16 protein-coding genes are annotated in these 19,708 nt (G+C 59.4%); 3 read left to right on the top strand and 13 right to left on the bottom strand.

Annotated elements, in window-relative coordinates; all coding sequences use genetic code 11:
- Nucleotide 1: 1 nt before the first annotated feature.
- From glnK to ACJ8J5_RS21385, 4 genes are all read right to left on the bottom strand, one after another.
- Complete coding sequence (glnK, locus tag ACJ8J5_RS21370; protein ID WP_004940327.1) at nt 2–340, bottom strand: P-II family nitrogen regulator; 339 nt, start codon at nt 338–340, stop codon at nt 2–4.
- Between the two features lie 279 nt (nt 341–619).
- Nucleotides 620–2,398 carry a multidrug efflux ABC transporter permease/ATP-binding subunit SmdB gene (gene smdB / locus ACJ8J5_RS21375; RefSeq protein ID WP_060432558.1) on the bottom strand — a complete coding sequence of 593 codons (1,779 nt, stop codon included), beginning with the start codon at nt 2,396–2,398 and terminating at the stop codon, nt 620–622.
- Nucleotides 2,391–4,166 (bottom strand): multidrug efflux ABC transporter permease/ATP-binding subunit SmdA, encoded by a 1,776-nt coding sequence (gene smdA / locus ACJ8J5_RS21380; RefSeq protein ID WP_414104754.1) that lies wholly within the window; start codon nt 4,164–4,166, stop codon nt 2,391–2,393. The genes smdB and smdA overlap by 8 nt, the downstream gene beginning before the upstream one ends.
- Before the next feature lie 92 nt (nt 4,167–4,258).
- Complete coding sequence (locus ACJ8J5_RS21385) at nt 4,259–4,720, bottom strand: Lrp/AsnC family transcriptional regulator (protein ID WP_004940330.1); 462 nt, start codon at nt 4,718–4,720, stop codon at nt 4,259–4,261.
- Between the two features lie 122 nt (nt 4,721–4,842).
- Between ACJ8J5_RS21385 and ACJ8J5_RS21390 the strand changes: the two genes are divergently transcribed.
- Nucleotides 4,843–5,883, top strand: a complete 1,041-nt coding sequence (locus tag ACJ8J5_RS21390) for a PLP-dependent cysteine synthase family protein (RefSeq protein ID WP_025301773.1) — start codon at nt 4,843–4,845, stop codon at nt 5,881–5,883.
- A 60-nt stretch (nt 5,884–5,943) separates the two neighbouring features.
- On the opposite strand, the gene cof is transcribed toward ACJ8J5_RS21390, so the two are convergent.
- A complete protein-coding gene (gene cof, locus ACJ8J5_RS21395) occupies nt 5,944–6,768 on the bottom strand; it encodes an HMP-PP phosphatase (RefSeq protein WP_025301772.1) in 825 nt (274 codons plus the stop codon).
- A 103-nt stretch (nt 6,769–6,871) separates the two neighbouring features.
- Here cof and ACJ8J5_RS21400 point away from each other — a divergent pair, with 103 nt between their 5' ends.
- Nucleotides 6,872–8,587 carry an SgrR family transcriptional regulator gene (locus ACJ8J5_RS21400; protein WP_043135653.1) on the top strand — a complete coding sequence of 572 codons (1,716 nt, stop codon included), beginning with the start codon at nt 6,872–6,874 and terminating at the stop codon, nt 8,585–8,587.
- Between the two features lie 115 nt (nt 8,588–8,702).
- Nucleotides 8,703–9,401, top strand: a complete 699-nt coding sequence (queC, locus tag ACJ8J5_RS21405) for a 7-cyano-7-deazaguanine synthase QueC (RefSeq protein WP_049296013.1) — start codon at nt 8,703–8,705, stop codon at nt 9,399–9,401.
- A 35-nt stretch (nt 9,402–9,436) separates the two neighbouring features.
- On the opposite strand, the gene ACJ8J5_RS21410 is transcribed toward queC, so the two are convergent.
- From ACJ8J5_RS21410 to tig, 8 genes are all read right to left on the bottom strand, one after another.
- Entirely contained in the window at nt 9,437–9,850 is a 414-nt protein-coding gene (locus tag ACJ8J5_RS21410; RefSeq protein ID WP_049206198.1) for an acyl-CoA thioesterase, read from the bottom strand.
- 154 nt (nt 9,851–10,004) lie between these two features.
- Nucleotides 10,005–10,385: a ComEA family DNA-binding protein gene (locus ACJ8J5_RS21415; RefSeq protein WP_043135650.1), complete on the bottom strand. Its 381-nt coding sequence runs from the start codon at nt 10,383–10,385 to the stop codon at nt 10,005–10,007.
- A 138-nt stretch (nt 10,386–10,523) separates the two neighbouring features.
- Nucleotides 10,524–12,407, bottom strand: a complete 1,884-nt coding sequence (ppiD, locus tag ACJ8J5_RS21420) for a peptidylprolyl isomerase (RefSeq protein ID WP_414104755.1) — start codon at nt 12,405–12,407, stop codon at nt 10,524–10,526.
- Between the two features lie 178 nt (nt 12,408–12,585).
- Entirely contained in the window at nt 12,586–12,858 is a 273-nt protein-coding gene (gene hupB / locus ACJ8J5_RS21425; protein ID WP_004940351.1) for a nucleoid-associated protein HU-beta, read from the bottom strand.
- Between the two features lie 216 nt (nt 12,859–13,074).
- Complete coding sequence (gene lon, locus ACJ8J5_RS21430; protein WP_025301766.1) at nt 13,075–15,429, bottom strand: endopeptidase La; 2,355 nt, start codon at nt 15,427–15,429, stop codon at nt 13,075–13,077.
- 194 nt (nt 15,430–15,623) lie between these two features.
- Nucleotides 15,624–16,895 carry an ATP-dependent protease ATP-binding subunit ClpX gene (gene clpX, locus ACJ8J5_RS21435; RefSeq protein WP_004940354.1) on the bottom strand — a complete coding sequence of 424 codons (1,272 nt, stop codon included), beginning with the start codon at nt 16,893–16,895 and terminating at the stop codon, nt 15,624–15,626.
- A gap of 143 nt (nt 16,896–17,038) precedes the next feature.
- On the bottom strand, nt 17,039–17,662 hold the full coding sequence (gene clpP / locus ACJ8J5_RS21440) for an ATP-dependent Clp endopeptidase proteolytic subunit ClpP (RefSeq protein ID WP_004940356.1): 624 nt from the start codon (nt 17,660–17,662) through the stop codon (nt 17,039–17,041).
- Between the two features lie 438 nt (nt 17,663–18,100).
- Complete coding sequence (gene tig / locus ACJ8J5_RS21445; protein ID WP_004940358.1) at nt 18,101–19,405, bottom strand: trigger factor; 1,305 nt, start codon at nt 19,403–19,405, stop codon at nt 18,101–18,103.
- Nucleotides 19,406–19,708 lie beyond the last annotated feature (303 nt).

Consider the following 19,708-nt stretch of genomic DNA (forward strand, 5'->3'; position numbering starts at 1 on the left):
GTTACAGTGCCGATTCGTCGGTTTCGCCGGTGCGAATGCGGATCACGCGTTGCAACTCGGCAACGAAAATTTTGCCGTCGCCGATTTTACCGGTGTAGGCGGCTTTGCTAATCACATCAACCACTTCATCCAACTGATCGTCGGCGATAGCGATATCGATTTTGACCTTGGGCAAGAAGTTGACGTTATATTCGGCGCCGCGATACAGCTCGGCATGCCCCTTCTGGCGGCCAAAGCCCTTCACTTCGGTTACGGTCAACCCCTGAATGCCCACGGAGGACAGAGCCTCGCGCACATCCTCCAGCTTGAACGGTTTGATTACCACGGTCACCAGCTTCATATTGCCCCTCCACGAATTAAGCCCAAACTCACCCCTGGTACGCGTCATATGTAGCAAGGGCTGTGCCAAATTTAATTTTGCATGACGATTCAGCGGATTAGCGCACACGCGGGCACCGCCGCGACGCAGCGCAGCGCCGATACCTTGAATGGGTTAAATAATGCGCACTAATTTGGTGCGCATCGCGTCGAAAAAGTGCAGAAAGGGGGCGTAGCTTGGGCGAGTTGCCTGCTTGTGGTGCGTTGGGAAAAATAAGGGCCGCGAATGCGGCCCGTGGGATCAGGCGAGTTGGCTCTCCTCGCGCACCGCTTCCGCCAACTGCTCGCCCGCCAGCTGCAGTTGATACATCTGGTAGTAGCGCCCCTGCTGCGCCAGCAGCTGTTGATGGTTGCCCTGCTCCACCGCGTGGCCACGATGCAGCACCAGAATGGAATCGGCATCGACGATGGTTGAGAGGCGGTGGGCGATCACCACCAGCGTGGTGTGCTCGCGGATCGCACGCAGCGCCCGCTGGATAGCCTGCTCGGTGCCCGAATCGATGTTGGCGGTCGCCTCGTCGAGAATCAGGATCTGCGGCGCCTGCACCAAGACCCGCGCCATCGCCAGCAGCTGTTTCTGCCCGACCGACAGGTTATTGCCCTGCTCCCCCAGGCGGGTGTGGATACCCTGCGGGAAGCCGCGCACCAGACTCGCCAGCTGCACCGTTTCCAGCGCCCGCCAAACGGCGTCTTCCTCGATGTTACGCCCCAACGTGACGTTGGCCAGTACCGAATCGGCGATCACCACCGGATCCTGCTGCACCATCGCTACGCCCTGACGCAGCGTGCGGTGCGACAGGCTGGATATCGGGCGTCCATCGAGACGCACTTCCCCCTCGCTGACCGGGTAATAGCCCATCAGCAAGTTGGCCAAGGTGCTCTTGCCGCTGCCGGTATGCCCGACCAGCGCCACGAAGCCGCGTGAGGGCACCGCCAGCGAAATATGCTGCAGCACCTTTTTGTCCGCACGGTAAGCGAAGCTCAGATCGGTGATGTCGATGCGGCCACCGGCCAGAGGACGATCGTCGGCACCGTAACTCTGCTGGCTGCGATCCATCAGCTCGAAAATGCGTTCGCCGGCCACCACCGCCTGCTGCAGGATCGACTGCTGTGACGTCAGCTCGATCAGCGGTTCATTCAGACGCCCCAGGTAGTTGATGAAGGCGTAGAGGACGCCGACGCCAATCACGCCCTCGCCGCTGAAGCCGAACAGCATCAACAGGCCGCACAGCACCAGCGCCGAAAACAGGCTGAGCAGCGGCCGCAGCAGAAAACCGTCGAGCCGCAGGGTCTGCATGCGCGCAAGATAATGCGACTGGCTGGCGGCGCTCATGCGCTCGCCGAAGCGCACCTGCTGGCGGAACTGCTGAATCACGCCCATGCCGTTGATCACTTCGTTGAAACCGTCGTTGATGTCCGCCAGATAACTGCGCACCCGGCGCACAATCGGCGTGCTGTAGTATTGATAGATGCCCATCACCACGAACACCGCCGGGAAGATGCAGATAGCCACCAGCGCCATGCGCCAGTCGAGGCTGAACATCGCCACCAGCATGGCGCCGATCAGCGCGGCGCTTTTCAGCACCGTGGAGACCACCATCACGTACAGATCCTTGATCACTTCGGTGTCGTTGGTAACGCGCGAGATCAATTGCCCGACCGGTTGTGTGTCAAAGGCGCTGAGCGGTTGGCGCAGCGCGGCGTCCATCACGTCGGTACGCAACCGCTGCACCACGCCCACCGCCGCCTGGTTGAACAACAGCGCCTGGAAGTAGTGCAGCGCCGCCGCCAGCAGCTCCAGCAGAATGTAGGCCGCCGCCAGCCCGCCGACAATCATCAGCGGCAGTTGCCCTTTGGCGACGTAATTATCGATAAAATAGCTGACCAGGATCGGCCCGGCGACTTCCGCCGCCGCCGCTATCCACAGCATCAGCACCGCCAGCCCCAGCGGTTTGCGGTACGGCGAGCCGTAGGCCAGCAGCCGCTTCAGCGTCGGCCACAGCTTTTGCACTTTATTCATCGGCCAACGCCTCCTCGCCGTTTTCCGGCGCTTCGTCCAGCGCCGCTTCCAGCTGCTGATAACGGTACATATCGCGATACCAGCCCGGCTGCGCCGCCAGCGCCGCCGGATCGCCGCGCTGCGCTACACCGCCGTGCTGCATCACCAGGATCTCGCTGGCTTCGGTCAATGCCGACAGCCGGTGCGCGCTGATGATCACCGTGCGATCTTGCCCCCAGCTGCGCAGGTTGTGCAGGATTTGGTGTTCGGTACGGCCGTCCACCGCCGACAGCGCGTCGTCGAGGATCAAGATCTCTGCATCCAGCAGCAGCGCACGCGCAATGGAGATGCGCTGTTTCTGCCCGCCCGACAACATCACGCCGCGTTCGCCCACCTCGGTGTCATAGCCTTGCGGCAGCCGCAGAATGTCCTCATGGACGCTGGCCAGCCGCGCTGCCTGTTCGATCTGCGCCTGCGTCGCGCCCGGATGGCCCAGCGCGATGTTGTTCGCCACGGTATCGGAGAACAGGAACGGCGTTTGGCTCACCACCGACAGTCGCGAACGCCAGTCGTCGAGTTTGACCTGCGGCAACGGCAGGCCGTGATAGCGGATCTGCCCTTGGTCGACGTCGAACTGACGCTGGATCAGCGACAACAGCGTCGACTTGCCGGCCCCGGTCGGCCCGCACAGCCCCAGCATCTGCCCCGGTTTCAGCGTCAGCGTCACGTCATGCAGCGCCGGGTGTGGGTTTTCCGGGTAGTGGAACGCGCGGATATCCACGTCCAGCACGCCGCGCCCGGCCGGCAGCGCCTGTGGGCCATCCTGCACCGCCGGCGCCTCATCAAGCAGGCTGCGGATGCGGCTGTAGGCCGCGCTGCCGCGTTCGACGATGTTGAACATCCAGGCCAGTGCCAGCATCGGCCAGATCATCAGGCCGAGATACATCACAAAGCTGGTCAGTTGCCCGAGCGTCAGCGAACCGTTCACCACCATCCAGCTGCCGCCGCCAATAGCCAGCAGGTTAGACGCACCGATGGCGATATAAATGGTCGGATCGAAGCGCGCATCCACCCGCGCCACGTGCATGTTCTTGGCCCCGGTCTGCGCCGCCACCTCGGCGAAGCGGTTGGATTGGTGATCTTCCAGCCCGAAGGCCTTGATCATGCGGATGCTGGTCATGCTTTCCTGCGCCTGATCGTTCAGGCTGGAAAACGCCGCCTGTGCCGATTTAAAGCGCTGGTGCAGCTGATCGCCGTAATATTTGATGGCGATCGCCATCAACGGCATCGGGATCAACGCCAGCACTGTCAGTTGCCAGCTGATTTGGGTGCTCATCACCACCAACACCACCAACCCCATCACCAGCGAATCCACCAGCGTCAGCACGCCTTCACCGGCGGCGAATACCACGCGATCCACATCGTTGGTGGCGCGCGCCATCAGATCGCCAGTGCGGTGACGCAGGTAAAACGCGGGGTTTTGCCGGCTGAGCTGACGGTAAAAGTTTTCGCGCAGCTCGACCGCGAGCTGGTAGGACGCGCCGAACAGCAACACCCGCCACACATAGCGCAGCAGGTAAACGACGATCGCGGTACCGATCATCAACCCGAGCCAGGCCATCAGCACGCCGGTGGACATCTGTTTTTCGGTGACGCCGTCCACGATGATGCCGACCAGCTTAGGCGGCAGCAGTTGCAGGATGGCGATGAAGATCAGCAGCACCACCGCCCCGAGGTAGCGGCGCCACTCCCGGCGGAAGTACCAGCCGATTTGAGCAAATAATCTCACGCAGTTTGATTCCAGGGTTTTATGGGATTTGTCTCTTTTTCTGCTTCAGCAGAGCAGGATACCACCGTTGAGCCGCCCGTCCGGTGAACTTTTCACTCCGGCACCGGCAGCGCGGTGGTGTATTTGATTTTTTCCATGGCAAAGCTCGAGGTGACGTCGATGAGGCCCGGTACGCCGTTCACCAGACGCTTATAAAAGCCGTCGTAGCTTTTCATGTCCGCCACTTCGACCTGCATCAGGTAGTCGTACTCTCCCGCCATGCGGTAAAACGCCAGCACCTCGGGCATCTGGCTGGTCAGCTGCACAAAAGCCTGATACCACTCGCTGCTGTGCTGCTGGGTTTTGATCAGCACGAACGCCGTCAGCCCCAGGCCGAGCTTTTCATTATCCAGCAAGGCCACCCGACCGCGGATATAGCCCTCGTCTTCCAGACGCTTCAGGCGTTTCCAGCACGGCGTCGAGGTCAAATTGACCGCATCCGCCAGCGCCTGCAGCGACTGGGTGCAATCTTGCTGCAGCATGCACAGCAGCTTACGGTCTGTTTTATCTAACATAGCGGCCACCAGGAGAAAAATTTTCTCTCATTAGGCGATTAAACAGGAAAAATGGCAATCCTTTTTTCCCTCCGACAGGCTATGCTACGCCATAAATCAGCCCCCTATTCTGAGGCCAAATCATGACAAACTCTTGGGTAAAATATGCTATCGGTGAAATAGAAGCGGATTTTCAACGCTCCGCCGATACGCACCTAATTCGCCTGAACCTGCCGGCGTTTCCCGGCATCTGCCTGTACCTGAAAGATGAGAGCACCCACCCGACCGGCAGCCTGAAACACCGCCTGGCGCGCTCGCTGTTCCTTTATGGCCTGTGCAACGGCTGGATCACCGAGAACACCACCATTATCGAGGCCTCCTCCGGCAGCACCGCGGTGTCCGAAGCCTACTTCGCTCGCCTGATCGGCCTGCCGTTCATCGCGGTGATGCCGTCCTGCACCGCGCGCCGCAAGGTGGAACAGATCGCCTTTTACGGCGGCCGCTGTCACTTCGTCGATCACGCCGCCCAGATCTACGCCGCCTCCGAACAGCTGGCGAAAGAGCTGAACGGCCACTATATGGATCAGTTCACCTACGCCGAGCGCGCCACCGACTGGCGCGGCAACAACAACATCGCCGACAGCATCTTCCGCCAGATGGCGCGCGAACCCTTCCCGGTGCCGAAACACATCGTAATGAGCGCCGGCACCGGCGGCACCTCCGCCACGCTGGGGCGCTACATCCGCTATCAGGGGCACGACACCCGGTTGACGGTGGTCGATCCGGAAAACTCGGTGTTCTATGACTGCTTCCACCACGGCGATCGCACCCTGATCGGCAGCTGCGGCAGCCGTATCGAAGGCATCGGCCGCCCACGCGCCGAGCCGTCGTTCATCCCATCGGTGGTCGACAACATGCTGCGCGTGCCGGATGCTGCCAGCGTCGCCACCATTCACTGGCTGGAAGGCGTGCTGGGCCGCAAGGTTGGCGCCTCTACCGGCACCAACGTTTGGGGTGCGCTGCAGTTGGCGAAGCAGATGCGGGAAAACGGCGAGCAAGGATCGATCGTCACCCTGCTGTGCGACAGCGGTGAGCGTTACCTGGATACCTATTACAACCCGGAATGGGTCAGCAACAACATCGGCGATCTGCAGCCGTATCTGGCGCAGCTGGCGGATTTGTAACGCCAGGCGTTAGGTAAAAAAAAGCCGGGTAGTCATACCCGGCCGGCTGTAAGGAGAACCTCATTCTTCGGGGGAATAGGTGAGGCAAGGTGAACGCAGCCAATGTTGTAAATAGTGGGCCACCGCCTGTTGCTGGCAATGGCCGATAACCGGTAGCTGCGGCAGCAGGGATTTCAGCTGCGGCAGGGCGTTGCCCATCACCACGCCGTGCCCCACCGCCCCCAGCATCTCTTTGTCGTTCATTGCGTCGCCGAACGCCATGCAGTCGGCCATCGTCAGCCCCAGATGGCGGCTCAGCCGGTCCAGCGCCGTACCCTTGTTGCAACCGAGCGGCAACACCTCCAGGCAGTCGTAGGCGGAAAAGCACAGATCGGCCTCACCACCCAGCTGTGCCCGCAGCTGCACCTGCAAGGCCAGCAATTCCTCATGCGGCGCGACAAAACACACCTTGCTGTTGCCGAACGCCGGCAGGCGGCGCACGTCGGCCAACTGAAAACGAAAGCCGCTCAGGTGATGCGCCCGCAGCATCTCTTCCGGCACGGGGAATTCGGTCAGCCAACCTTCGTCGCGGAACACATGCATGCTGGCGCAGGTGCGCCAATGATGATGCAGCACCTCTTCGGCGACCGCCGCCGGCAGATCGGTGGCATGCAGCTGTTGGCCGCGGTTGTCATACACCCGCGTGCCATTGCCGGTGATCAGGTAGCCCTGCAGCCCCAGCTGCGCCATGATCGGTTGCGCATCGAGGTAGTGCCGTCCGGTGGCGAACGTCACCACCATCTCCCGTTCCACCAGCTGGTTCAGCACCGCCAGCGTTTCCGGGCCAACCCGGTGATCCGGCATCAACAGCGTGCCGTCCATATCGAAAGCTGCCAGGCGATACATAGAGACCTCTGAATGTGAACGCGATTACAATCACTGCAGTATGGGATGGCATTTGCGGAAGTAATAGTGAACAATTTGAGAAAACTGTTCCGGATTTCTACTCATGCGCCTGGTTCACCGTCTCAGCCAATATCAACGCCTGTACCATCAGCTCGGCAGCGCGCCGGTCGCCGTGACCATCGGCGAACTAGCGGCGATGTTCTACTGCAGCGAGCGGCACGCCCGCACGCTGGTGCAGCAACTGCAGGATCAAGGCTGGTTGAGCTGGCATTCGCAGCCCGGCCGCGGCAAACGCGCTCGCCTGCACTGCCTGAAAACCCCGGATGAACTGCGCGCGCAGCTACTGCAACAGCTACTGCAACAGGGCAACCATCAGGGGGCGCTGGAGATGGCGCAACTCGATCCGCAGCACCTGCAGGATCTGCTCAGCCCGCACCTCGGCGGGCAATGGCAGGCCGGCAGCCCGACGCTGCGCATTCCCTATTACCGCACGCTGGAAGCGCTCGACCCGCTCACGCTGACCGGCCGTGCCGAACAACATCTGGTGTCGACCCTGCACGCCGGGCTGACGCGCCTGGTGACCGGTAACCCGGAACCGCAGCCCGATCTGGCGCACCACTGGCAGATTGACGATCGCGGCCTGCGCTGGCGCTTCTTTCTGCGCAGCCAGCTGCGCTGGCACAACGGTGAACCGCTGACCGGCCACCAGTTGCTGCAAACGCTGGAAAAACTGCAGCGCCACCCGCGTAGCCAACCCAGCTTGGCCAACGTCGCGAACATCAGCCTGCCGCATCCGCTGTGCATTCAGTTTGATCTGCAGTTGCCGGACTATTGGCTGGCCCACCGGCTGGCGGAGCTGCCTTGTCTGATGACCCATCCGGAGCTGCCGGCCATCGGCGCCGGCCCGTTCAAACTGACGTTGAATGAACCGCAGCTGGTGCGGCTAGAACAGCACGCCGGTTACCATCTGCAGCATCCGTATCTGGACACCATCGAATACTGGATCACCCCCGATCTGCCCACCGCCGGCGCCGACGCCAGCTGCCAGCATCCGGTGCGCATCACCATCGGTCAGCAAGACGATTTGGCGCAGGCCCGGCCGGTACAGCGCAGCATGAGCCTGGGCTGGTGTTATTTGGCGCTGAACCTGCGCCACGGCGTGCTGAGCGAAGCCCAGGGGCAAAAGCTGCTGATGCTGATCCAGCAGTCAGGCCTGCTGAACCATCTGCCGATCCCCAACAGCGTGATCACCCCCAGCCATGAAATGCTGCCCGGCTGGCGCATTCCCAGCCAACAGATTGAAGAAGATGTCCCCCTGCCTGCCCGGCTGACGCTGCTGTATCGGCCGCCGGTCGAGCTGGAAACGGTGACGGTCGCGCTGCAACAGCTGTTGGCGCAGCACGGCTGCGAGCTGGAGGTGCGCTACTACGCCGGCAAGCGCTGGCAAAGCGAGGAACAGATCGCCCAGGCCGACCTGCTGTTGGCGGACAACCTGATCGGCGAAGCGCCTGAGGCGACGCTGGAGAGCTGGCTGCGGCAGGATACGCTGTGGCGCGGCATCCTGACGGAAAGCCGCTGGCAGCAGCAACAGGAGACGCTGCAGCAGATCCAGCAGCTGCAGGCGCAGCAACCGCGCTTCGAGCGGCTGCAGGCCTATTACCAACGGCTGATGGCCGCCGCCATCATCACGCCGCTGTTCCACTACCAGTATCAGATCAGCGCGCCGCCGCGCATGCATGGCGTGACGCTGACCGCGCACGGCTGGTTCGATTTTTGCCAGGCGTGGCTGCCGCCGCCGGTAGACGACGCACCGACCTGAGCCGAACCGCCCTGCGCCTGGCGGCCCTTTCTGCTACTATTGTCGCCGCAACGCAATTTTTATCCTGCCGCCCGCATGTGTATCGGGAATGGCCAAAGTCCAAAAAGGTGATTTTATGAAGCGCGCGGTTGTCGTTTTCAGCGGTGGACAAGACTCCACGACCTGCTTGATCCAGGCATTGCAACAGTATGACGAAGTTCACTGCGTCACGTTCGATTATGGCCAGCGCCATCGCGCCGAGATTGAAGTGGCTCAAGAGCTGTCGGTGGCCCTCGGCGCCAAAGCGCACAAGGTGCTGGACGTAACGCTGCTCAATGAGCTGGCCGTCAGCAGCCTGACGCGCGACAATATTCCGGTTCCCGCCTACGATCCCAATCAGAAAAATGCGTTGCCGAGCACCTTCGTGCCGGGCCGCAATATCCTGTTCCTGACGCTGGCGGCGATCTACGCCTACCAGGTGGAAGCGGAAGCGGTGATCACCGGCGTATGTGAAACCGATTTCTCCGGCTACCCGGATTGCCGCGACGAGTTCGTTAAAGCGCTGAACAAAGCGGTGGTGCTGGGCATCGCTCGCGATATCCGCTTCGAAACGCCGCTGATGTGGCTGAACAAGGCCGAGACCTGGGCGCTGGCGGATTATTACCACCAGTTGGATCGCGTGCGGCAGGATACGCTGACCTGTTACAACGGCATCAAGGGTGACGGCTGTGGTGAATGCGCTGCCTGCAACCTGCGCGCCAATGGCCTGATGCAATACCGGGCCAACCAGGCGGAAGTGATGGCGGCGTTGAAACAGAAGGCCGCTCTGGCCTGAGGCAGTGACGGCGGCAACCTCTGCCGCCCGTGAGTTTACTGCGGGTTTTCCTTCAGCGTGAGCGCCTCCAGGTGCTCGCGCAATTCGCCTTCAATCGGCAGCGCCCGCTGCGTTTTCAGATCGACGCACACGAAAGTCAGCAGCGCGTCGGCCACCGACGTCCCCGCCGGATCCTGCGTCACCTTTTGGCTCAGCACCCCGCTCTTGCCGTTGAGCTGCACCATCTGGCTGTCGATACGCAGCTTATCCCCCAATACTGCCGGGCTGCGGTAATTGATATTGATGTTCACCACGATGAAAGCGATGTTGTTTTCCGTCATCCAGCGGAACCCGGCCTCGTTTTCCAGCCACTCCCAGCGCGCCTCTTCCAGAAACTCCAGATAGCGGGCGTTGTTAACGTGCTGGTAAACATCAAGGTGATAACCGCGAACTTTGATAAAGGTTTGCATAGGGAACGATCGCTCCTGCCTGGTGATTACAGAAAGAGGGAGCCGCAGAGGCTCCCTCGCCCGTTTGGTCAACGCGCCAAACTGGTAAGACCTGTAAAATGTAGCAGAGTCGCCGTTGCCTCAGCGGCATTTTGCCGCGCAGCCGCGACCGGGATCACATTTTCAGCCGAGTGCGGTTCTTCTCGAACAGCGCCGGCCCGATGCCCGGCACCTCCTGCAGTTGCTCAACCTGGGTGAATGGCCCGTTCTGTTCGCGGTAGCGCACGATGCCTTCCGCCTTCTTCAGACCGACGCCGCTCAGGGCGGCAGCCAGCTGTTCGGCGGTGGCCTGATTGATGCTGACCGCCGCCTCTTCGGTTGCCTTGGTCATCACCGATTGCCCGCCATTGCCCGCCGGTGTTGAGAGCATCGGCGCCGGCGCATCGGCTTTATCTACCGCGGCGGCTGGCCCCGCGAGGCATAACAACAGCGCGGTCAGCGCCGCTTTGACGTGATGACGGTAACCTGATAACGCTTTTTTCTCTGTATGTTGCATGCTGTATCCTCCTTGTGTGTGACAGCACGGCTACCTTGCCGCGGCGGCGGATATTCAGCAATCGGCGGATATCAGATGTGGAAAAGGCCGCGAAAGCGGCCTTTGTTTGTTGCACTGCGTTGCAGAAAAATGCGGCGATTACTGCGGCTGTTGCTCAGCGGCGCCCATTTTGATTTTGGCTTCTTTACGCAGGCTCGCCAGCAGCGAATCGAAGGAAACGCCGGTCGCGCCCTCTTCCATCTTGCCGACGAAGGTTTTCATTTCGTCTTCCGGCAGCGTGCCTGGCTTCACCGCATCGAGTGCGATCAGCACCACGTTGTCCTGGCGATCCTGCGACATGCCGTACACCGGTTTGCCGTCCTGCGGGTGCGGCAGCGCGAACACGCTCTCCACCAGCTGGCTGTCTTCCGGCGCGCGCGCCATCTTCTGCACGGCGCCAAAGCTCAGGCCGGCAGCTTTCATCGCCTCGTCGCCCTTGCCCTGCTTCAGCTCAACCAGCAGCTTATCGCCCTGCAGTTTCGCTTCCTGCAGCGCCTTGTTGCGCTTCACCAGATCTGCCACGCGGTCTTTCACCTGGTCGAACGGTTCGATGCCTTCCGGCTTGTGGCCGCTCACGCGCACCACGAAGGCGCGGTCGCCGTCTACGGTGATAACGTCAGAGTTGCTGCCCGGCGCACCGTTCTCGCCGATCAGCGAGCCGTCGAAGATCGCCTGCACGACCGGCTTGAAGTTCAGCGCGGCGGGAATGTTGTCGCGGGTGAACCAGTCGCTTTGCGCCGCTTTCACGCCGGCCGCTTCTTCAGCCGAGGCCAGAGATTCGTTGTCGCTGGTCGCCGCTTCGCTCACCTTCTGCTGCAGCGCGTAATACGCGTCTACCGCTTTCTCCTGCTGCACCTGCTTGGCGATAGCGTCATGCACTTCGCTCAACGGTTTCAGTTTCTCAGGTTCGATGTCGTTCAAACGCACGATCAGGAAGCCGACAGAGGATTTTACCACGCCGGACAGCTGCCCTTTCTCGGTCAGGTTAGCCTGTTTCAGCTCGTCGGCGGTGGTTTCCGGCTCCAGCCAACCCAGCTCACCGCCGGTACGGCGTGAAATGATGTCGGTGGATTTTTCTTTCGCCAGGGTGGCGAAATCGGCGCCCTTCTTCAGCTCGTCCAGCGCCGCGTTGGCTTCCGCCTCGGTTTTCAGCTGGATCACGCTGTAGTTTTTACGCTCCGGCTGGCCATAGCTGCTCTTGTGCTGGTCATAGTAAGCGCTGATGTCCTCTTCGCTCACTTTCACCTTGTCCTGCATGGACGCGGCGTCCAGCGGGATATAGCTCACCTTCACCTGCTCCGGTGCGATGAAGCTGTTTTTATTCTGATCGTAATACGCCTTCAGTTCGTCGTCGCCGGCGCTCTGTTTCGCCTGCAGCGCTTTCAAATCGATAGTCGCCAGGCGCACGTCGCGCTCCTGCAGCACCAACGCCGCCATCGCTTGCGATTCAGACGGCAGCACGAAGCCGGAATCGCCGAAGGCCTGGATCACCTGCTGATTGACCAATTGCTGGCGCATCGACTGCGCGAAGTTGTCGGCGGTGTAGCCCATGCGGCCGATCAGGTCGAGGTATTTGGCGTTATCAAACTGGCCGTTGGTCTGGAAGTAAGGCGCCTTGCGGATGGCGTCCTTGATCTGATCGTCGCTGACCGCCAGGCCCAGCTTCTTGGCATACTGATCAAGCAGCATGTTGTCGATCAACTGGGACAACACCTGACGGCGCATCTGCTGCATGTAGCCTTCGTTGCCGGCCAGCGCAGAGAACTGGTCACCCAGCTGCTGCTGCATGCGGCTACGCTCGCTTTGGAAAGCCTGTTCCAGCTGAGCGCGTTCGATCGTCTGACCATTTACTTTCGCAGCATAATCGCCGGAGCCGCCGATCAGGTAGTTACCCACCCCGGTCAGAACGAATGACAGGATGATCAGGGCCAGGATGATTTTGAGCACGACGTGATTGGCAGCCGCGCGTAAATTGTCCATCATAGTGTGACAACACTCCGCTGTGATGTGGATTAACAACCCTTGTGCAGGCGCGTTCCCTGCGACAAAAATAAAAAAAGCGCATCAGTCCGATGCGCCTTGTATCTTACCTTACCAGCACCGCTGCGTCAGGTGATTGTTTATTACAAAACCCTGTTACGCTAAACGGTTAGACGCTAAATCAGTTTACAGCGTCTTTCAGCGCTTTCCCTGCACGGAAGGCCGGTACTTTGGCTGCCGCGATTTTGATCTCTTTACCGGTCTGCGGGTTGCGGCCGGTACGAGCCGAACGTTCACGCACGGTGAAGGAACCGAAACCTACCAGAGCCACGTCATCCCCTGCTTTCAGAGAGTCGGTAACGGAAGCGATTACTGCGTCTAAAGCACGTCCCGCTGCCGCTTTGGAAATATCAGCACCTGCGGCAATCTTGTCGATCAGTTGTGACTTATTCACTCTATCATCCCCTCTAGAATTCTATCGTCGCACCGAAAAATCCCTACGGTTGCGACAGCGCAGCTGTTATATCAATCCCATCGAACCTTGGCAAGCCACCGACTGGGTGGCAAAACGCGGGCCGACAGAGATCTAACTTAGCGGTACAAAAAAATACTGGCAAGTCCGAAATGGCTTGCCAGTATAAGTTTTATCAATGGTTTTTGCGATTCGTCACTATTTTGCCGCTACCGGCAGTGCGCCGAAGGCCGGGTTTTGCAACGCAATGTTCAAAACTTCATCGATTCGCTGCACCGGATGAATCTCCAGATCGGCGATAACATTGTCCGGGATCTCTTCCAAATCGCGCTTGTTCTCGTAAGGGATCAGCACGGTTTTAATGCCGCCGCGATGCGCCGCCAACAGCTTCTCTTTCAGGCCGCCGATCGGCAACACCTGACCACGCAGCGTGATCTCGCCGGTCATCGCCACATCGGCGCGTACCGGGTTGCCGGTCAGGCAGGAGACGAGCGCGGTGCACATCGCGATACCGGCGCTCGGGCCGTCTTTCGGCGTCGCCCCTTCAGGCACGTGCACGTGGATGTCGCGTTTCTCGTAGAAATCGGCGTTGATGCCCAATTTCTCCGCGCGCGCACGCACCACGGTCAGCGCCGCCTGAATCGATTCCTGCATCACCTCACCCAGGGAACCGGTGTAGGTCAGCTTGCCTTTGCCCGGCACGCAGGCGGTTTCGATGGTCAGCAGATCGCCGCCCACTTCCGTCCACGCCAGCCCGGTGACTTCGCCCACGCGGTTTTCGGTATCCGCACGGCCGTAATCGACGCGCTGCACGCCCAGGTAATCCTTCAGGTTGTCGCCGTTGATCTCGATATGCTTGAGCTTCTTGTCCATCAGCAACGTTTTCACCGCTTTACGGCACAGCTTGGAGATTTCACGCTCCAGGCTACGCACCCCGGCTTCGCGGGTGTAGAAGCGAATGATGCCGATGATGGCGCTGTCGTCGACCGTCAGCTCGCCTTTTTTCAGCGCGTTGCGCTCAAGCTGCTTCGGCAGCAAGTGCTGCTTGGCGATGTTGAGCTTCTCGTCCTCGGTGTAACCCGACAGGCGGATCACTTCCATACGGTCCAGCAGCGGCGCAGGAATGTTCATCGAGTTCGAGGTGGCAACGAACATCACGTCGGACAGATCGTAATCGACTTCCAGGTAGTGGTCGTTGAACGCCACGTTCTGTTCCGGATCCAGCACCTCCAGCAGAGCGGAAGCCGGATCGCCGCGCATGTCGGAAGACATCTTGTCGATCTCATCCAGCAGGAACAGCGGGTTCTTCACCCCAACCTTAGCCATCTTCTGGATCAGTTTGCCTGGCATCGAACCGATGTAGGTACGACGGTGACCGCGGATTTCCGCTTCGTCACGCACGCCGCCCAGCGCCATGCGCACGTACTGGCGACCGGTCGCTTTGGCGATCGACTGCCCCAGTGAGGTTTTACCCACGCCCGGTGGCCCCACCAGACACAGGATCGGCCCCTTGATTTTGCTGACGCGGCTCTGAACCGCGAGGTACTCGAGGATGCGATCCTTGACGCGCTCAAGGCCGTAGTGATCGGTATCGAGCACTTCCTGCGCCTTGTTCAGGTCTTTTTTCACCTTGCTGCGCGCATTCCACGGCACCTGCAGCATCCAGTCGATGTAGCCGCGCACCACGGTCGCTTCCGCCGACATCGGCGACATCATCTTCAGCTTTTGCAGTTCCGCTTCGGTTTTCTCGCGCGCCTCTTTCGGCATTTTCGCCGCATCGATCTTGCGCTTCAGCGCTTCGTGCTCGTCCGGCGCGTCGTCCATTTCGCCCAGTTCTTTCTGAATCGCCTTCATCTGCTCATTCAGATAGTACTCGCGCTGGCTCTTCTCCATCTGCTTCTTGACGCGGTTGCGGATACGTTTCTCAACCTGCAGCAGGTCGATCTCCGATTCCATCATCGCCATCAGGTATTCCAGACGCTCGGTGATGTCGGACATCTCGAGCACCGACTGCTTGTCGCTGAGTTTCAGCGGCATGTGGGCAGCGATGGTGTCCGCCAGGCGCGCGGCGTCGTCGATGCTGTTCAGTGAGGTCAGCACCTCCGGCGGGATTTTTTTGTTCAGCTTGATATAGCCTTCAAACTGATTGATCGCGGTGCGCACCAGCACTTCCTGCTCGCGCTCGTCGATCGATGGCGACTCCAGGTATTCCGCCTGCGCGGCGAAATGCTCACCGCTGTCGGACAGCGTAGTGATGCGCGCGCGCTGCAGCCCCTCGACCAGCACTTTTACCGTGCCGTCCGGCAGCTTCAGCATCTGCAGGATCGACGCTACGGTGCCAACCGAGAACAAGTCGTTAATGCCAGGTTCATCCGTTGAGGCCTCTTTCTGTGCCACCAGCATGATCTTCTTATCGTGATCCATTGCGGCTTCGAGGCACCGAATCGATTTTTCCCGGCCAACAAATAACGGGATCACCATGTGCGGATAAACCACCACGTCGCGCAATGGCAGGACGGGGATTTCAATGCGTTCGGAACGCTCAGGGTTCATAGAGCTCTCTCTTAGTTTAATTTCCGCCAGGTTGAGGGGGAATCTCATGAGACGCAAGCATCTAACGTTTCATAAAATCTGGTTAATGAGTATATGGGGATGAATCTCTTACATTCAACGGCAAGAATGCAGGAAAAAGAAATGGGGGATGAAATCCCCCATTTTGCTGATAACGCTCTGGTTTGACTGGCTAATTATTCGCCAGATGCCTGGGCTTCCGGCTTGCCGTAAATCAGCAGCGGCTTGGATTGGCCGGCGATCACCGACTCGTCGATCACCACTTTGTCTACGCTGTCCATCGACGGCAGATCGTACATGGTGTCGAGCAGCGCGCCTTCCACGATGGAACGCAGGCCGCGGGCGCCGGTTTTGCGCGCCATGGCTTTCTTGGCGATGGCGTTCAGCGCTTCGTCACGGAACTCCAGCTCCACGCCTTCCAGGTTGAACAGCGCCTGGTACTGCTTGGTCAGGGCGTTCTTCGGCTCTTTCAGGATCTGAATCAGCGCGTCTTCGCTCAGTTCGCTCAGGGTCGCCACGACTGGCAAACGGCCGATGAACTCAGGGATCAGCCCGAATTTGATCAGGTCTTCCGGTTCGGCCTGCAGCAGCAGTTCGCCTTCGGTCGCCTTCTCGGACTCGCCCTTGACGGTCGCGCCGAAGCCGATGCCGGAGCCGGTGTTGACGCGCTGACCGATCACCTTATCCAGGCCGGCAAATGCGCCGCCGCAGATAAACAGGATCTTGGAGGTATCGACCTGCAGGAACTCCTGCTGCGGATGCTTGCGCCCGCCCTGCGGCGGAACCGCGGCGATGGTGCCTTCAATCAGCTTCAGCAGCGCCTGCTGCACGCCTTCACCCGAGACGTCACGCGTGATCGACGGGTTGTCGGACTTGCGGGAAATCTTATCGATTTCATCGATATAAACGATGCCGCGCTGCGCTTTTTGCACGTCATAGTCACATTTTTGCAACAGCTTCTGGATAATATTTTCCACGTCCTCGCCCACGTAACCAGCTTCGGTCAGCGTGGTGGCGTCGGCCATGGTGAACGGCACGTCCAGGAAACGCGCCAGCGTTTCCGCCAGCAGGGTTTTACCGCTGCCGGTCGGGCCGATCAGCAAGATGTTGCTCTTGCCCAACTCGATACCGTTGCTGGTATCGCCGTTGCGCAGGCGTTTGTAGTGGTTGTACACCGCAACCGCCAGCACTTTCTTCGCCTGCTCCTGGCCGATGACGTAGTCATCCAGGTGGTGGCGGATCTCGTGCGGCGTCGGCAGCGCACTGCGCTCACGATGCGGGGCAACTTCTTTAATCTCTTCGCGAATAATGTCGTTACACAGATCGACACATTCATCGCAGATATACACTGACGGCCCGGCAATCAGCTTACGCACTTCATGCTGGCTTTTGCCGCAAAAAGAGCAGTACAGCAGCTTTCCTGAACCGTCTTTGCGCTTATCTGTCATCAGTCAAACCTCTTCTTTAGTCTTGTCCCGCAGGAAAATCACGGCGGCAGTGCGCCCAAACTCATATCGGGAACGCCGAGGGGCTACAACAGAGCGAGCCCCTGCCCACTCTGATTACTATAGTCCATCGGCGCCGCGTGGTTCTAGCTGCGGTGTGTCAGAATGCCGTCAACCAGGCCGTATTCCACGGCTTCTTCCGCGGTCATAAAGCGATCGCGCTCGGTGTCGCGTTCGATCTGCTCCAGCGGCTGGCCAGTATGCTCGGCCATCAGTTCGTTCATGCGCGCTTTCACCTTGAGGATTTCACGCGCGTGGATTTCGATGTCCGTAGCCTGGCCCTGGTAGCCGCCCAGCGGCTGGTGAATCATCACGCGCGAGTTCGGCAGGCAGAAACGCTTGCCTTTGGCGCCGGCGGTCAGCAGGAAGGAGCCCATCGAGCACGCCTGGCCCATACAGATGGTGCTGACGTCCGGCTTGATGAACTTCATGGTGTCGTAAATCGACATGCCCGCGGTAATTACCCCACCCGGCGAGTTGATGTAGAGGTAAATGTCTTTTTCCGGGCTTTCCGCTTCGAGGAACAGCATTTGCGCCACGATCAGGTTGGCCATGTGATCTTCCACCTGGCCGGTCAGGAAAATGATGCGCTCTTTCAGCAGGCGGGAATAGATGTCGTAAGAACGCTCCCCGCGTGAAGTCTGCTCTACCACCATCGGCACCAGCGCCATGTTCGGTGCAAATTGATCTCGTTCGCCACTGTATGACATTACCGTCTCCTAATAGAAATTGCCTTGGCGGCCAGGGTGTCACCCTAATACGCCGATTCTACTTGAGAACGGCCATGATGACTATGCTCAAGCATTCGACCCGCGCCACACGTACCCGACGGTTATTTCATCCCGCGCACTTTGGCAAACAGCCCCAGAATTATTCTTTACAGATTGGGGGAGCCCGGCGCGATTTCAAGCCCAGAGGCCGATTTTCTCCGCGCGCCGAAAACGATGCCGTTAATCTGACCGTTATCATGCCAGCCAGTTCCCCAGGCAACAGGGTAAATATAGTGCATATTGCCCCGTTTAACCTGAGATTAATCAGCAACGTGGCAAAAAGAAAAGCCCGCAACCTGAGGTTGCGGGCTTTTTCATCGTGCGCCGGTTCGCCAGGCGAAACCGGGGGCGCCGTTCATTGCGCCCGGCACGCCGGCATTACGCCTGTTGAGTCTGGTTCATCAGCTCGCTGAAGGTAGTGGCTTTTTCTGTCACTTTCGCTTTTGCCAGCAGGGCTTCAACCGCTTGCTCTTCCAGAGCCACGTTACGCATGTTGTTCATCAGCTCTTTGTTTTTGCTGTAGAACTCGATGACTTCGCTTGGATCTTCGTAGGCAGAAGCCATTTCTTCGATCAGCGTCTTCACGCGGTCTTCGTCAGCTTTCAGATCGTTGGTGCTGATCACTTCGCCCAGCAGCAGGCCAACCACTACGCGGCGTTTCGCTTGCTCTTCGAACAGCTCGCGTGGCAGTTCCAGCGCTTGCTTCTCGTTGCCGCCGAAACGCTGTGCAGCCTGACGACGCAGTACGTCGATTTCGCCGTCGATCAGGGCAGCAGGCACGTCGATTTCGTTCGCGCTCACCAGGCCATCGATCGCCTGAGACTTGATGCGGTTACGCACGGCGCCTTTCAGCTCGCGCTCCATGTTCTTGCGAACTTCGGTGCGCAGACCGGCAACGGAACCGTCCGCCACGCCGAAACGTTTGATGAACTCTTCGGTCAGTTCCGGCAGTTCGCGCTCTTCAACTTTCTTCAGCACGATAGCGAATTTGGCCGCTTTGCCCTTCAGGTTTTCCGCGTGGTAATCTTCCGGGAAGTTCACGTCGATGGAGAACTCTTCGCCCGCTTTGTGACCGACCAGACCTTCTTCGAAGCCTGGGATCATGCGGCCCTGGCCCATTGCCAGCACGAAGTCAGACGCTTTGCCGCCTTCGAACTCTTCACCGTCGATAGAACCGGTGAAGTCAACGGTCACGCGATCTTCAGCTTCCGCTGCGCGATCGGTTTCTTTCCAGGTCGCCTGCTGCTTGCGCAGGGTGTCCAGCATCGCGTCGACGTCTTCGTCGTTCACTTCGACCACAGGTTTTTCAACTTCGATGTTTTCCAGGCCTTTCAGCTCAACTTCTGGATACACTTCGAATTCAACGGCGAAAGTGAAGTCTTCACCTTCTTTGTACTCGCCCGGCACGTAGTTTGGTGCGCCGGCCGGATTAATCTTTTCTTTGATGATCGCATCAACGAAGCTGCGCTGCATCGCTTCGCCCAGCACGTCCTGACGAACAGAAGCGCCGTAACGCTGTTCCACGATGTTCATCGGCACTTTGCCTTTGCGGAAGCCGTCGATACGCACGCTTTTCGCTGCGTTGATCAGCTCTTTCTTCACCGCCTGCTTGATAGTATCAGCCGGTACAGTAATAGAGAGACGGCGCCCAAGGCCTTGAGTGGTTTCTACTGAAACTTGCATCTTGTTACCTCAAAAAAATCACAGTGCTCGGTCAACTCCGTTCCAAGAACCAGGACGGCTACAGATAAGAACCGAGTTCCCTGATGACAGAAGCGTCCCGAAACCATTCCGGAAAAATAAGACGCGACATTATAGCGGCGCATGCGTGGCGAGTCGAGGAAAGCTAGGCGGCGCAGGCGCGCTAAAACTCACACTTTTGCCGATTCGATCGCCAAAAGGCCGCCAAAACAGACCGAACGTTGGCCACATTGCGCGTCGGCCGTGTCGTCGTCAAAAACAGAAACGGCCCGCAGGCCGTTTCAA

The organism is Serratia sp. CY43202, from assembly GCF_052168755.1.
GTDB classification, from domain to species: Bacteria; Pseudomonadota; Gammaproteobacteria; order Enterobacterales; family Enterobacteriaceae; genus Serratia; species Serratia bockelmannii.